This is a genomic window from Arsenophonus endosymbiont of Apis mellifera (assembly GCF_903968575.1).
GTDB lineage: Bacteria > Pseudomonadota > Gammaproteobacteria > Enterobacterales > Enterobacteriaceae > Arsenophonus > Arsenophonus apicola.
In genome coordinates this window covers 250524-264463 of the sequence record NZ_CAJCFU010000049.1, presented here as the reverse complement: position 1 = coordinate 264463, position 13940 = coordinate 250524, and the positions used below count along the sequence as shown (strand labels likewise).

The window sequence follows — 13940 nt, the reverse complement described above, 5'->3', positions numbered from 1 at the left end:
TGCATCAGGCTTGCGCCCATTGTGCAATATTCCCCACTGCTGCCTCCCGTAGGAGTCTGGGCCGTGTCTCAGTCCCAGTGTGGCTGATCATCCTCTCAGACCAGCTAGAGATCGTCGCCTAGGTGAGCCTTTACCCCACCTACTAGCTAATCTCATATGGGTTCATCCGAAGGTGTGAGGCCTAATGGTCCCCCACTTTGCTCCTTAGAGATTATGCGGTATTAGCCACCGTTTCCAGTGGTTATCCCCCGCCTTCGGCCAGATCCCCATACCTTACTCACCCGTCCGCCGCTCGCCGGCAAGAAAGCAAGCTTTCTCCCGCTGCCGCTCGACTTGCATGTGTTAGGCCTGCCGCCAGCGTTCAATCTGAGCCATGATCAAACTCTTCAATTAAAAGTTTGATGCTCAAAGAATGTTTTACTGGCCGTAACGCTTCTTTTTGCCACTTTGTCGACGTTTTAACGCCTTCGCTGTGGCCCAAAATCACGTTACTGCTTATTAGTTCATATATGAATTAACTGTTTTGTCACTCTTCAAGACTTAATCTTCAAATAGTTTTTGATGATGTCTTGCGAGTGCCCACACAGATTGTCTGATTAATTGTTAAAGAGCGTGCGACCCAGGTCGCGAGGTGGCGTATATTACGCTTTTCACCTGTAAAGTCAAGTAGTTATTTCTACTTTTCTTTACCCTAAGTCGATAAAATCCTCTTTAATTGATTCGTTCTATCCTGACTCAGTGGGGGCGCATTATAGGGAGTTTTACGCGGCAGGCAAGCAATAATTTGTAAACTTTAGCTGTTTGCTCTTTTTTTCGACAAAAATGAGAGGAAATAGCCATTTTTAAATAAAATTTTTATTTAAGCGCATTAAATTCACGTGCAAAATATTCAACTTTTTGCCAATCAGTATATTCAATTTCGTTATTTGTATTCGTTTCTCCGCCCGTTATTTTCATAATAAATTGGATCATCATACGATCAAACCAGTTATATTGGGGATAACGTAGCGCGCCAGCAAACACATTAGTAATAGTCGGTTGCCACGGAGTTTTAGCTAAAAATTTACGTACATAAACATTTGTTTCAGGTGTATCTTTGCCCTTTTTTCTGGCCGTTAAATTAACGCCAAAAAATGCACTTGGCATGGAATTTAACTCTTTTTGGTGATTTTGCGCAAAATTTAACACCGCAGAATTAAAATGACCATAACGTATTGAGGCACCAACTAATACTTTTTGATAAACAGAAAGATTAAAATTTTTATCCATATTTAAATCTCTGACATCACATTGCTTACCCTCTTTACGTGAATATTCAGTAATTTTAAGTATTATCTTTTTAGTCTGACCATTTTCACCAGAATAAAGTAGCAAATAGCTCATGAGTTACCTATAAAATTATATAAAAAATTATTCTCGCCAAAAGGTTGGTGTGAAAAGAACCAGTAAAGTGAAAACTTCCAATCGGCCAAATAGCATAGTAACAATTAGGATCCATTTTCCCGTTGGATTCATAGTGGTAAAATTTTCAGCTACCGAGCCTAATCCTGGCCCTAAATTATTGAGTGTTGCTGCAATTGAGGCAAAAGCAGAAAACTCATCTACGCCGGTAGCGATTAACAATAATAAACTTATAAGAAAAACCAATGCATAAGCAGAAAAGAAACCCCAAACGGCTTCTATAATACGTTCAGGTAATGCCCTGGCGCCTAATTTTATCGTGTAAACAGCATTTGGATGTACCAAACGTTTTAGCTCTCGTGATCCCTGTAAGAATAATAACAAAATTCGAATAACTTTTAATCCACCTCCGGTTGAGCCTGCACATCCGCCGACAAAAGCAGCACAAAGTAACAATATCGGTAGTGAAAGTGGCCAATTTGCAAACCCATCAGTACTAAAACCCGCTGTTGTTGCCACAGAAACAACTTGAAAAAAGGCTTGATCAAATGTTTGAAATAGTGAGTCGTAAACGGAATGATATAGAAGTACTAATGTACATATGACAATCAATACTAATTGAAAACCGATAAATACTCTAAATTCGGGATCACGCCAGTAAATTGTCAAACTACGGCCGGATAAAACGGCGAAATGAAGACCAAAATTACAGCCAGAAATCAGTAAAAAAATAGCAATAATGGTATTAATAGCAGGGCTATTAAAGTAGCCAATACTTTGGTCATGAGTAGAAAATCCACCAATAGCAACAGTAGAAAAACTATGAGAGATAGCATCAAAGACGTCCATGCCTGCACCCCATAATGCTATCGCGCATACTATCGTGAGCAAAACATAGATTAACCAAAGTGTCTTTGCTGTTTCCGCAATCCTTGGACGCATTTTATTGTCTTTAAGTGGCCCAGGCATTTCTGCCCGATAAAGCTGCATTCCTCCTACGCCTAATAAAGGCAATATGGCTACCGCTAAAACAATGATCCCCATGCCACCTAACCACTGTAGCATTTGTCGATAAAAGAGTATTGCTTTAGGTAAAGCATCTAACCCAACCAATGTGGTTGCCCCAGTTGTTGTTAAACCGGAAAAAGATTCAAAAAAAGCATCGGTAACCGAAAGATGGGGCCGATCAGCAAAGATAAAAGGTAATGCCCCAACACTGCCTAACACAGTCCAAAAAAGGGCGACGATCAGAAAACCTTCTTTAGGCTTTAAATCATGTCGATTATTTCTGTTTGGTATCCATAGTAGCAAACCTATAATCAACGCCGCGATAAAGGTCTGGCTAAAGGCACGTCCTGCTCCATCTCGATAAATCAATGCCACTATGCCTGGAATGATCATAGTGACAGAAAATAAGATAACAAGTAGCCCAACAATTCGGGTTATTGCTCGAAAATGCATGAATGGTTCCTTGAGAATCTAGTTATAACATTAAGATTTAGGGATTAAATTTAATGCGCCTCTACTCAAATTACGTAATTTATCAGCAAACTTTTGTTCAGCATTGGCAGGCAGGGAAATTTCTAATATCACATTTTCACTATATTCCCGCACAAGGATCTGCCCCGATGATTGTTGTATTAATTGCTCAACCATTTTTATATGCGTATATTCACAATGTATAAAATAATATTTTTGTAACACTTTTTGCTGTGTATTTAAAAGTCCCAACGCTTGTTGAACACTATTACCATAAGCTCTAACCAATCCTCCAGTTCCCAATTTGATACCACCAAAATAACGAACCACAACCACGGTAATTTCTCCAATATGGCTAGCTAACAACTGGGTGATCATTGGCTTACCTGCCGTTCCTGTTGGCTCGCCATCATCAGAAAAACCTAACTGTTGACAATCATCAGGTCTACCGGCGACATAGGCCCAACAATGATGTCGGGCATCTGGATATTTATGCTTGATAATTTGGATAAAATTTTTCGCTTCAACAACTCCATCAGTATGTTCCAAGTAAGTAATAAAACGACTTTTTTTAATCTCTTCGGTAACCACAACCGACTCTGCAGGTATTAAATAGGCATTCATTATTTTAAATGTAAATTACGCGTCATATTTTCAACTTTATTTTCATATATGATGATATTATCTTCAATACGAATAACACCATTGGGCATAAGGGACGCAATTTTATGCCAGTTAAAATATTTACTAAACGAGCCTTCGCGCCAAGGCGCTAGCAGTGTCTCTATAAAGTAGAGACCAGGTTCAATCGTTAATACCATACCAGGTTGTAAAATCCGCGTACAACGCAAGAAAGGATAACATTCAGGTGCAGCCAAAGAAGCTCCTGTTTCATCCTGCATAAAGCCACCAACATCATGAACTTGTAATCCCAAAAGATGACCTAAGCCATGTGGGAAAAAGGGAGTTGTAAGCCCCTCTTTTATCATTGCTTCTTCACTGATATTGCAAATAATGCCATGATCTAGCAGTAAAGATGCAATATGTTGATGCATCCGTTGATGATATTCAGTATAGCGAATCCCCGATTTAATTGTATCAATCAATATTTGTTGTTTACTATCCAAGTCGTTAATCAGATTAGCAAATTCATTATTATTTCTAGCTGCATAGGTACGCGTAATATCTGCGGCATAACCGTGATATTCAGAACCTGCATCAATTAAAAAACTATACATTTTTTTTGGTGGTTAATATTTCAATTTAGTGTAGTGGAGTACTGAACAATTTTCATTGAGGGCAATAATATTACTGTATGGAACGTCGATATCTCGCTGACCCGTTGCCTGCAAGTAACTAACATTAATATCAAATTCACTCGCTCCCTGATAAAAAGCCTGCCGCAGCATGATGACCTGCTATTGCCATTTTCTGCGCTTGCTGTAAGCAACTTAATTCATAGTTTGTCTTATAAGCACGATGAAAATGAAAATAATCTACTACCGGTTTACAATTAATATTAGTCGCTAAAATGCCTAATTCTTTAGCTCGAACAATAGATTCACCAATATAACCAATATGTTTTTTATTTAATTGAAATAACCATTTTTTAATTTCATTAGCTTCTTTTAAATGAAACAACTCAAACTCCTTTACCCAAAAGTTGTCAGGTAAAGGCTCAATACTATGCCAATAATCAATTGGCGAATAAAACCATAATTTAGGCTTACTCACGCCATCAACCAATAACCAACAATGGGCAACTTGAGTAATAGGTAGCCAGGCTTTGAAATGTGGATTAGCTCTAAAAGGATAATGGTAGTCATCAAGAAAAATGCCTTGCGGCTCTCCAGAATGAATAAGTAAGGCATTCAATTTATTATTTTTCAATACATTCTGTGTACGTTGCTGTAATATTTTAATATGTTCTTGATATTGACTAGCAAGATTTTCCATTTTTAGTTCACCTGTTATTTTTTATCTCTAATATCCAGCAAAATACTACATTAAATATTATCATTAATTTAATGAATGCTATTTCCCAATTAAAGTGTCTCATTTTTATTAATAAAAACAAATAAGTAAGTATTAATGCGGTTTTTAATAGCCCAGATAATTTGTTGTGATCAGGCTAGCATATTTCTTATACTTAATTTGCATTTTCTTAACAAAAAAATCACACTGCCAACACCTGGTCGTACCAGACGGAAATCATAGGAGAACAGTATGCTCTATCAAAGTAATACTATTCAGGTTGATTGGATAAAACCCGGTATCGCAAAACTGATATTTAATTCACCAAATGCCATTAATAAATTTGATATAGAAACCATTAACTCGTTAAATCAAGCCATTGATTCTCTGGAAAACAAAAATACCTTGAGCCAATTAAAAGGGCTTATTCTGATTTCACAAAAATCCGCTTTTATTGTTGGGGCAGATATTAAACAATTTCTCTCGCTATTTAATGCACCAAAGTCACAACTTCAGCAATGGCTTAATTTTGCTAACAGTATCTTTAATCGTATCGAAGATCTACCCATTCCAACAGTAACTGCAATAAGTGGTTATGCTTTAGGGGGAGGCTGTGAGTGTGCATTAACAACAGATTACCGTATCGCCGCACCCGATCTTAAAATTGGTTTACCGGAAGTTAAACTGGGAATTATGCCTGGATTTGGCGGTTCAGTACGCCTACCACGTTTAATCGGTTTAGATAACGCCTTACAGATGATCACCACAGGAAAAGATATTGATGCCATAACCGCTTTAAAAAATGGCCTGATTGATGCGATTGTTGCCAAAGAACAGTTACTGAATTCAGCACTCTTACTACTAGAAAATGCCATTGCAAACAAATTAGATTGGCGGCAAGTACGTCAACCTAAAACCCAACCGTTAAAACTGAATAAAATAGAACAAACCATGAGTTTTGATGTCGCAAAAGGTTTAGTCATGAAAGCGGCAGGTTCACATTATCCTGCACCATTGACAGCGTTAGAAACTATCAAAAAAGCAGCCAATTGTGGGCGTAAAGAAGCGTTATTATTCGAAACTGAAGCTTTCATTCCATTGACTCAATCCCCTGAAGCTCATGCCTTAATTAGAGTTTTTCTTAATGATCAATATGTTAAAAATTTAGCTAAACAGAGAAGTCAATCAATTGAAACTCCCATAAAAACCGCTGTTATTGGCGCAGGCATTATGGGTGGCGGCATCGCTTATCAATCAGCACGTAAAGGTGTACCTATCATAATGAAAGATATTAGTGAAAAATCTCTTCAGTTAGGCATGAATGAAGCCGCTAAATTGCTAAATAATCAGTTTGAACGTAAGCAAATATCAGCGCTCGAAATGGCGAAGATATTATCTTCAATTACTCCAACACTCAATTACGCCGGAATTGAAAATGCGCAAGTTATTGTTGAGGCTGTAGTTGAGGATCCAAAGGTTAAAACAGTCGTTTTAGCGGAAACAGAAAAATTATTAAATGAACATGCCCTATTAGCCTGGAATACTTCAACTATCCCAATCACAAAATTAGCTAGTGTTTTACAGCGGCCAGAAAATTTCTGCGGCATGCATTTTTTCAATCCAGTTCATCGCATGCCATTAGTGGAAATTATTAAAGGCGAAAAAACTAGCGCGAAAACTATCGATACGATAACTGCCTATGCCAATAAAATGGGTAAAACGGCTATTATCGTCAACGATTGTCCAGGTTTTTTTGTTAATCGGGTGCTGTTCCCTTATTTTTCTGGCTTTAATTTACTCTTACAAGATGGCGCTGATTTTTATCAAATCGATAAGATCATGGAAAGGCAATTTGGCTGGCCGATGGGGCCTGCTTATTTGATAGATGTTATTGGTATTGATACTGTGCAACATGCTCAACAAGTTATGGCCGAAAGTTTTCCAGCACGTATGACAAAAATTGATCAAGATGCCATTTCTGTTCTATTCAATCATCAACGTTATGGCCAGAAGAATGGTGTTGGTTTTTATCAATACGTTAGCGATAAAAAGGGAAAAATAGAGAAACAACGCGATCCTAAAATTAACGACTTATTAGGCAAATTTGGCGCTAGCAGCAAACAATTCACCGAGCAAGATATTATCATGCGCATGATGATACCGATGATTAATGAAGTGGTTCGTTGCTTAGATGAACATATTATCGCCAGTCCTGCTGAAGCCGATATCGCTCTAGTATACGGTTTAGGTTTTCCGCCATTTAGAGGCGGTGCTATTTGCTATCTTGATAACCTTGGTATCGAAAATTATATCAAACTGGCTGAAAAATATGCCTCTCTAGGCCCTTTATATACCATTCCTACCAGTTTAAAAACCAAAGCAGAAAAACACGCGAGTTATTATCCTGCACCAGAAAAAATCACCTTTAACAGCAAATAATAGGCTTAAGGTCGTGATCATGGAAAATATTGTAATTATTGATAGTATACGCACGCCAATGGGACGTTCTAAAGGTGGCGCTTTTCGCCAGGTCAGAGCAGAAGAGCTATCTGCCCATTTAATGACACAATTATTAAGCCGTAATCCTGCCCTGAATAAAAATGAAATTGACGATATTATTTGGGGATGTGTACAACAAACTTTAGAACAAGGATTTAATATTGCTCGCAATGCGGCGCTATTAACGGATATTCCCCATACAGTACCCGCAGTAACGGTTAATCGGCTGTGCGGTTCATCCATGCAAGCATTACATGATGCCGCTCGCTTTATTATGTCAGGTGATGCAAATGTTGCGCTTGTGGGTGGTGTTGAACATATGGGACATGTTCCTATGACTCATGGTATCGATCTCAATAGTAAAATAGCGCTTCATGTTTCTACCGCTTCGGCTTCAATGGGATTAACCGCTGAGATGCTCGCCAGACAGTGCCAAATCAGTCGTGTTGAACAAGATGAATTCGCCTTACGTTCTCATCAAAGAGCAACTGAAGCAACTAAACAGGGATGGTTTAATGATGAAATTGTAGCAACTGTGGGCCATGATATTGACGGTAATCTGGTTGCCATCAATCAAGATGAAGTGATTAGATTTGATGCAAGTTTAGCTAGCCTAACGGCTTTACCACCGGTCTTTGATCCTGTCTCAGGCTCAATCACAGCAGGAAATTCCTCAGCATTATCGGATGGTGCATCCGCCATACTCGTTACCAGTGAAAAATATGCTAAAACACGAGAATTAAGGATAAGAGCTAAAATCCGATCCATGTCTGTTATTGGTTGCGACCCTGCCATTATGGGCTATGGGCCTGTCCCGGCAACTACAATGGCATTAAAACGTGCTAAGTTAACGCTGCAAGATATAGATGTTTTTGAAATTAATGAAGCTTTTGCTGCCCAAGCTTTGGCTTGTTTAAAAGATTTACGCCTTATCGATAAGATGGAAGAAAAAGTTAACCTGCATGGTGGAGCAATTGCTTTAGGTCACCCGTTAGGATGTTCTGGTGCGCGGATCATCACTTCTTTATTAAATGTTATGGAACGGAAAGATGCTCAGTTTGGTTTAGCCACTATGTGTATTGGCTTTGGACAAGGCATCGCTACACTTGTTGAGCGAATTAAATAACTAGTCTACGCTTTATTGTATGTTGTTGCTATTTTCCCGCCCAGAAGGGCGGTTTTTTTTATTTTGTGATTTCATTTAGATAAATTCGAACGCATCGCCATAAAGATACTCAGGGCTAACGCCTCTTTCACTACAAAAACGTTCTCTCGCAATTTTCGCCATTTCAAAACGCCCAGCAATGTAAATTTCGTACTTGGTAAGAGAACCAAAGTCATCCAGCACCGCACTCAAAACCGTACCTGTCCGTCCTCGCCAATCTGCTTCAGGTTGTTCAACAACAGGAATAATTTTTATGTTGCGATATTGCTCTGAAAGAGCCTGCAATTCACCTAAATCATATAGGTGTTCTAACCTTCGTCCTCCCCAATAGAAGGTAATATCTCTGTCGGGATTTTCCTCCAATGCAGCATATAAAATTGCGCGGGTATAAGAAAATCCGGTTCCGCCAGCAATAAGAATTATTGGTTTTTTACTTCCTTCACGGAACCAAGCTTTACCATGAGGAATATCAATATTAATGCTATTTTGCGCAAAAATACGCTCCATCACCGCCATGGCATACAGATTAAACTCTGACGCACCAATATGAAGCTCAATGAGTTTTTTTTCTGAAGGAATTGAGGCCAAGGAAAATGGGCGCTTATCACGCTCATCCATAATGACCATTAAATATTGACCGGCACGAAAGGAAAATTGACCTTCTGGTAATAAGCGAACGCGATAGACCGTATCAGTGATAGATTCAATTGAAATCACCTTACAACTTAATGTTGTCATTCACATCCTCTCATCATTTTAAAATATCCAATTCATGCCAAATTTCATCTATCCGTTTTTTTATTTTTTCTGTCATAACGATTGGACGACCCCACTCTCTTTGTGTTTCACCCGGCCATTTATTGGTTGCGTCAAGTCCCATTTTTGAACCTAAACCTGAAATGGGTGACGCAAAATCAAGATAATCGATCGGGGTATTTTCCATCATAACGGTATCTCGTGCAGGATCCATCCTGGTTGTAATTGCCCAAATAACATCATTCCAGTCACGAGCATTAATATCTTCATCACAGACAATAACAAATTTTGTATACATAAATTGCCGTAAATAAGACCAAACTCCCATCATAATGCGCTTAGCATGCCCAGCATATTGTTTCTTGATAGTCACCACAGCAAGTCGATAAGAACAGCCCTCGGGAGGTAAATAAAAGTCAACAATTTCTGGAAACTGTTTTTGTAATATAGGGACTAAAACCTCATTTAACGCAGCACCTAAAATAGCAGGCTCATCAGGAGGACGACCGGTATAGGTTGAATGATAAATAGCATCACTACGTTGAGTTATATGGGTAACTGTAAAGACTGGAAATTTATCCACTTCATTATAATAGCCGGTATGATCTCCATAAGGCCCTTCGGGGGCAAATTCTGCAGGATCAATATAACCTTCTAGAATAATTTCTGCCCCTGCCGGCACTTCAAGCTCATTAGAAATACATTTTACCACCGCTGAACGATGTCCGCGTAATAATCCAGCAAATGCATATTCGGAAAGGGTATCTGGAATGGGTGTCACCGCAGCTAAAATTGTGGCAGGATCAGCCCCTAAGGCTACCGCTACCGGAAAAGGTTTAGCTGGATATTTATTACACCACTCTTGAAAATCTAATGCCCCACCCCGATGAGATAGCCAACGCATAATCAGCTTATTTTTAGTTAATAGTTGCTGTCGATAGATACCTAAATTTTGCCGCGCCTTAAAAGGTCCCTGAGTAACCGTTAATCCCCATGTAATTAATGGTGCAACATCTTCTGGCCAACAATGCATTATAGGAAGACGAAACAGATCAACATCGTCACCTTGCCAAATCTGTTCTTGGCAGGCGGCCGACTTTAACCTTTTAGTTGGCATATTAAGCACTTGTTTAAACTTTGGTAGTTTGTCAATTAAATCAGTAAATCCTTTCGGCGCATCCGGCTCCTTAAGGAAAGCCAATAATTTGCCAACCTCATGTAATGCTTGGATATTTTCTTGTCCCATTCCCATTGCAACCCGTTCAACGGTACCAAACAAATTGCATAGAACTGGCATAGTAAAACCCTTTGGGTTTTCAAATAATAGTGCCGGCCCACCCGCTCGCAGAGTTCTATCCGCTATTTCTGTCATTTCTAAATAAGGATCGACTTCACGGCTGATTCGCTTCAGCTCTTTTTTTTGTTCTAATAATGATATGAAATCTTTGAGATCACGGTATTTCATTATATATTTTCTACTTTTTAATTTGTTGGAACTTCATTATAAATTGTTCTAAGAAGGTTACCAATAAAGGTTCAATTCGTTAAGATTAGTAAGCCTTTTAAATTGAACAGTAAACTTAGATACAGCAATAAGGAACCCATTTTTTTAATATTTTGGTATCATATTGTTCTGGAAAATGTTGGTTATACTGAAAAATCTTAAAACCTTCATTTTTCCCACTAAAATAATGTAGTTCCCTATCTTTAATTTGTAAGCCACTGCCTTCCCGTAAAGCAATAACAATTTCATGGGGATTGATGACACAAAACTCAGCAATACGATCATCTCTAGTTTCTCCCATATGTCCACTAATACGAGTATCAATATAATGCGGATTAATTTGTATTGGGAATAGCCCCAACGAGGGCATTACAACCGCATTAGATACTGGCATATCATTGGTTGTTCTTATACTAGGCGTAGCGACATTACATCCAGCACTCCAGCCAATATAGGGAATATTGCGTTCAAAAACAGCGCGTTGTATAGCCACGATCAGTCCATTTTCATGCAGGCATTTATTCAACCACCAGGTATTGCCTCCACTAACTAAAATACATTCTGCTGATTCAATTGCTTTTACTGGCGATTCAAAATGGGCAATTGAAACCACTTCGATACCTAATGATTGACTAAGCTCCGAGGCACGCTGATCATGATCACCGCGTAAAACAGCATAAGGGACTAATACTGCTTTACGGATCTGTCGGCGTTGAAACATTTCTTGTAATTGTGTTGTAGCATAATTTAGCCATTGAGAACTGGTGGTTAGTCGACCATTACTGAGAAGAAATATATCCATCTATCATTACCTTTTATTTTTTAATTATCATGTAAAACTATGTTACCCAAATTACAGAGAATTAATGCTGTTAGTTTTAACTACATAATAAGTTATAATTTGATATAGTAATAAAGTGTAATTTTATTTTTGAGCCATAACATGGAAAATTGGTATCTTCTTTACTGTAAGCGTGGGCAAATAGAGCGAGCAATAAAAAATTTAAAAAGACAGCATGTTATCTGCTTAACACCAGAAGCTCAAATAAAAAAAATAGTGCGCGGCAAGCGCATCACCGTTACAGAAGCGTTATTTCCCAACTATCTTTTCGTAAAATTTGATCCTGAAGAGATCCATACTACAACGATACGCTCAACCAGAGGTGTTAGCCATTTTATTCGATTTGGTCTCTATCCTGTGATCGTACCAGATAATATTATTAACGAGTTAAAGTCCGCCACTAAACCTGAAATTGTTGCAGCAAAGACACCGGTAGCAGGTGATACTGTTATTATTACTGAAGGTATTTTTGAAGGCCTAAAAGCAATTTACTCCGAACCTGACGGTGAAAATCGTTCAATTATTCTACTTAACATTCTTAACCAAAATATAGCTAAGCTAATAGATAATAAACAATTTAAAAAAAGTAATTAATTAGGATTAGGAAAATAGCTCTTTATTCTATTATTTGATCAGAATTTTTATCATCAGCCGCCTTGCGTCCTTTACCAACATAGAAGCGTGATAACAACAAGCCTAATTCAAATAATAAATACATTGGTACTGCCAATAGGGTCTGAGAAAACACATCTGGTGGAGTCAAAAACATACCGACAATAAAAGCACCAACAATAATATAAGGACGCTTACGTTTTAACAAATCTGGAGTTGTAACACCTGTCCAGCAAAGAAGAATAATGGCAACAGGAACTTCAAAGGCCGCACCAAATGCCATAAAAAGTGTCATGACAAAGCTGAGATATTTACTGATATCAGGAATGAAATTAACACTTTCTGGTGTGGTTTTTACAAAAAAACCAAATGCTAAAGGGAAAACAACAAAATAGGCAAAAAGCATCCCTAAGTAAAAAAGTACACTACTGGAGACCAGTAAAGGCAACATTAAGCGCCGCTCGTGCTTATAAAGTGCTGGCGCGATAAAAGCCCATAACTGATATAAGATCACTGGAATAGAAATAAATACCGCCACCATAAACGTAAGTTTAATGGGGGTAAAAAAAGTTGATGCCACATCGGTTGCACTCATGCGAGAGCCAACCGGTAGCTGTTCAATCAATGGTGCAGCAACTAAATGATAAATATCATTGGAAAAATAGACTAGGGCAAGAAAAACCACTGCAACAGTCAATAAACTATAAAGAATACGTCTACGTAATTCAATTAAATGGCTAATAAGTGGTTGTGGATCATCAATAGACATAGACTAATTTTCACCGTTAGTTTGATCAGAGTGCTTTTTTACTTCCTGGGCAGGGAATTTGAGTGCTTTTTTATTTTTAATAGGGCGGCGGTCTGATTCAGTTACCAACTGATCAGTCTGCGCTGGCTGACGTTGTTTATTAGCGGTTATAGGCATTTCTTCATCTATTTTACCTGCGCTATTTTCTTCCAGATCACTGGTAAATGCTTTTACTTTTGCCAATTCTTCTTCAATACGACTGTTGGATGATTGATAATTTTTCTTTAATAACTCAGTAGATTCTCGCAATTCTTCCATCGATTGCTTAAGTTCCGGCGAAAGGTCTTGTAATTGTGCTTTTTCTTCTGCCTTCCTCAACGTTTCCTGCAATTCCTGTAATTTTAACTCTTGCGAGAGTTCATGTTGAACGTTAGCTGCCAATGAGCGCAACGCACGTATCCAACCGGCAACCGTTTTAACGGCGATCGGCAAACGCTCTGGACCAAGAACCACCAAGCCAATAATCATAACCAATAGCAGTTCACTAAAACCAATATCAAGCACGGTTCATACCTACTCTTTATTTTTTTTATTTTCAGCCGTTTCTTTTGTCTGACTTATGGTTGTTTTTTCAGTAATGTTTTTCGGTTTAAAGTCTGCATCAGCCTGCTGTTTTTCTGCTTTGTTACTATCATCAGTTTTACTATGATCATCACTCATTGCTTTTTTGAAGTTTTTTAATGACTCCCCCAAATCTGAGCCGAGTGAGCGTAATTTCTTAGTACCGAAAATTAAAACAACCAATAAAGCAATAATAAGAAGCTGACCGGGACTACCAAATGTAGCCATAGCAATTGTTGTTCCCATTGATATATACCTCTACGAAATTAGGTTCAACTATGTATAATTTCATTATAAACAACTAATTTTATGTAAGATACATACAGATCCTAAGATAAAT

General features: G+C 38.2%; 12 protein-coding genes, 1 rRNA gene and 1 pseudogene. 3 read left to right on the top strand and 11 right to left on the bottom strand.

Features of this window, described 5'->3' with window-relative positions; genetic code table 11:
- The 5 genes and pseudogenes from H1X92_RS07335 to pepQ all read right to left on the bottom strand — a co-directional run.
- Nucleotides 1-393, bottom strand: a 16S ribosomal RNA gene (locus tag H1X92_RS07335); the annotation flags it as partial.
- Between the two features lie 462 nt (nt 394-855).
- The gene (gene hemG / locus H1X92_RS07330; RefSeq protein WP_180559527.1) at nt 856-1383 is read right to left on the bottom strand and encodes a menaquinone-dependent protoporphyrinogen IX dehydrogenase; all 528 of its coding nucleotides are present in this window, start codon (nt 1381-1383) and stop codon (nt 856-858) included.
- Between the two features lie 27 nt (nt 1384-1410).
- The gene (gene trkH / locus H1X92_RS07325; RefSeq protein ID WP_180559526.1) at nt 1411-2862 is read right to left on the bottom strand and encodes a Trk system potassium transporter TrkH; all 1452 of its coding nucleotides are present in this window, start codon (nt 2860-2862) and stop codon (nt 1411-1413) included.
- Nucleotides 2863-2892: 30 nt separating this feature from the next.
- The gene (locus tag H1X92_RS07320; RefSeq protein ID WP_180559525.1) at nt 2893-3504 is read right to left on the bottom strand and encodes an IMPACT family protein; all 612 of its coding nucleotides are present in this window, start codon (nt 3502-3504) and stop codon (nt 2893-2895) included.
- Nucleotides 3504-4836: pseudogene (gene pepQ / locus H1X92_RS07315) on the bottom strand (Xaa-Pro dipeptidase). Before pepQ ends, H1X92_RS07320 begins: the two are co-directional and overlap by 1 nt.
- Before the next feature lie 270 nt (nt 4837-5106).
- Between pepQ and fadB the strand changes: the two are divergent.
- Nucleotides 5107-7293, top strand: a complete 2187-nt coding sequence (gene fadB, locus H1X92_RS07310; RefSeq protein ID WP_180559524.1) for a fatty acid oxidation complex subunit alpha FadB — start codon at nt 5107-5109, stop codon at nt 7291-7293.
- 19 nt (nt 7294-7312) lie between these two features.
- On the top strand, nt 7313-8479 hold the full coding sequence (fadA, locus tag H1X92_RS07305; RefSeq protein ID WP_180559523.1) for an acetyl-CoA C-acyltransferase FadA: 1167 nt from the start codon (nt 7313-7315) through the stop codon (nt 8477-8479).
- A 75-nt stretch (nt 8480-8554) separates the two neighbouring features.
- Here the strand turns inward: fadA and fre are convergent, their stop codons facing one another.
- The 3 genes from fre to pepE form a co-directional block, all read right to left on the bottom strand.
- Nucleotides 8555-9256: an NAD(P)H-flavin reductase gene (gene fre / locus H1X92_RS07300; protein ID WP_180559522.1), complete on the bottom strand. Its 702-nt coding sequence runs from the start codon at nt 9254-9256 to the stop codon at nt 8555-8557.
- A 13-nt stretch (nt 9257-9269) separates the two neighbouring features.
- Nucleotides 9270-10739 (bottom strand): 4-hydroxy-3-polyprenylbenzoate decarboxylase, encoded by a 1470-nt coding sequence (gene ubiD, locus H1X92_RS07295; RefSeq protein ID WP_180559521.1) that lies wholly within the window; start codon nt 10737-10739, stop codon nt 9270-9272.
- 115 nt (nt 10740-10854) lie between these two features.
- Nucleotides 10855-11580 carry a dipeptidase PepE gene (pepE, locus tag H1X92_RS07290; RefSeq protein WP_180559520.1) on the bottom strand — a complete coding sequence of 242 codons (726 nt, stop codon included), beginning with the start codon at nt 11578-11580 and terminating at the stop codon, nt 10855-10857.
- A gap of 141 nt (nt 11581-11721) precedes the next feature.
- Between pepE and rfaH the strand changes: the two genes are divergently transcribed.
- Nucleotides 11722-12213 (top strand): transcription/translation regulatory transformer protein RfaH, encoded by a 492-nt coding sequence (gene rfaH, locus H1X92_RS07285; protein ID WP_180559519.1) that lies wholly within the window; start codon nt 11722-11724, stop codon nt 12211-12213.
- Between the two features lie 22 nt (nt 12214-12235).
- On the opposite strand, the gene tatC is transcribed toward rfaH, so the two are convergent.
- From tatC to tatA, 3 genes are read right to left on the bottom strand one after another with little or no spacing between them, the layout of a single operon-like run.
- Nucleotides 12236-13000 carry a Sec-independent protein translocase subunit TatC gene (gene tatC / locus H1X92_RS07280; RefSeq protein ID WP_180559518.1) on the bottom strand — a complete coding sequence of 255 codons (765 nt, stop codon included), beginning with the start codon at nt 12998-13000 and terminating at the stop codon, nt 12236-12238.
- Nucleotides 13001-13003: 3 nt separating this feature from the next.
- Entirely contained in the window at nt 13004-13543 is a 540-nt protein-coding gene (gene tatB / locus H1X92_RS07275; protein ID WP_180559517.1) for a Sec-independent protein translocase protein TatB, read from the bottom strand.
- A gap of 9 nt (nt 13544-13552) precedes the next feature.
- Nucleotides 13553-13846 carry a twin-arginine translocase TatA/TatE family subunit gene (gene tatA / locus H1X92_RS07270; RefSeq protein ID WP_180559516.1) on the bottom strand — a complete coding sequence of 98 codons (294 nt, stop codon included), beginning with the start codon at nt 13844-13846 and terminating at the stop codon, nt 13553-13555.
- Between the last annotated feature and the right edge of the window lie 94 nt (nt 13847-13940).

What these genes read in the sequence shown, in the direction of transcription:
- fadA (WP_180559523.1), top strand. Translation starts at nt 7,313, where the DNA reads ATGGAAAATATTGTAATTATTGATAGTATACGCACGCCAATGGGACGT.
- rfaH (WP_180559519.1), top strand. Translation starts at nt 11,722, where the DNA reads ATGGAAAATTGGTATCTTCTTTACTGTAAGCGTGGGCAAATAGAGCGA.
- hemG (WP_180559527.1), bottom strand. Translation starts at nt 1,383, where the DNA reads ATGAGCTATTTGCTACTTTATTCTGGTGAAAATGGTCAGACTAAAAAG.
- tatA (WP_180559516.1), bottom strand. Translation starts at nt 13,846, where the DNA reads ATGGGAACAACAATTGCTATGGCTACATTTGGTAGTCCCGGTCAGCTT.
- fadB (WP_180559524.1), top strand. Translation starts at nt 5,107, where the DNA reads ATGCTCTATCAAAGTAATACTATTCAGGTTGATTGGATAAAACCCGGT.
- trkH (WP_180559526.1), bottom strand. Translation starts at nt 2,862, where the DNA reads ATGCATTTTCGAGCAATAACCCGAATTGTTGGGCTACTTGTTATCTTA.
- ubiD (WP_180559521.1), bottom strand. Translation starts at nt 10,739, where the DNA reads ATGAAATACCGTGATCTCAAAGATTTCATATCATTATTAGAACAAAAA.
- fre (WP_180559522.1), bottom strand. Translation starts at nt 9,256, where the DNA reads ATGACAACATTAAGTTGTAAGGTGATTTCAATTGAATCTATCACTGAT.
- tatC (WP_180559518.1), bottom strand. Translation starts at nt 13,000, where the DNA reads ATGTCTATTGATGATCCACAACCACTTATTAGCCATTTAATTGAATTA.
- pepE (WP_180559520.1), bottom strand. Translation starts at nt 11,580, where the DNA reads ATGGATATATTTCTTCTCAGTAATGGTCGACTAACCACCAGTTCTCAA.
- H1X92_RS07320 (WP_180559525.1), bottom strand. Translation starts at nt 3,504, where the DNA reads ATGAATGCCTATTTAATACCTGCAGAGTCGGTTGTGGTTACCGAAGAG.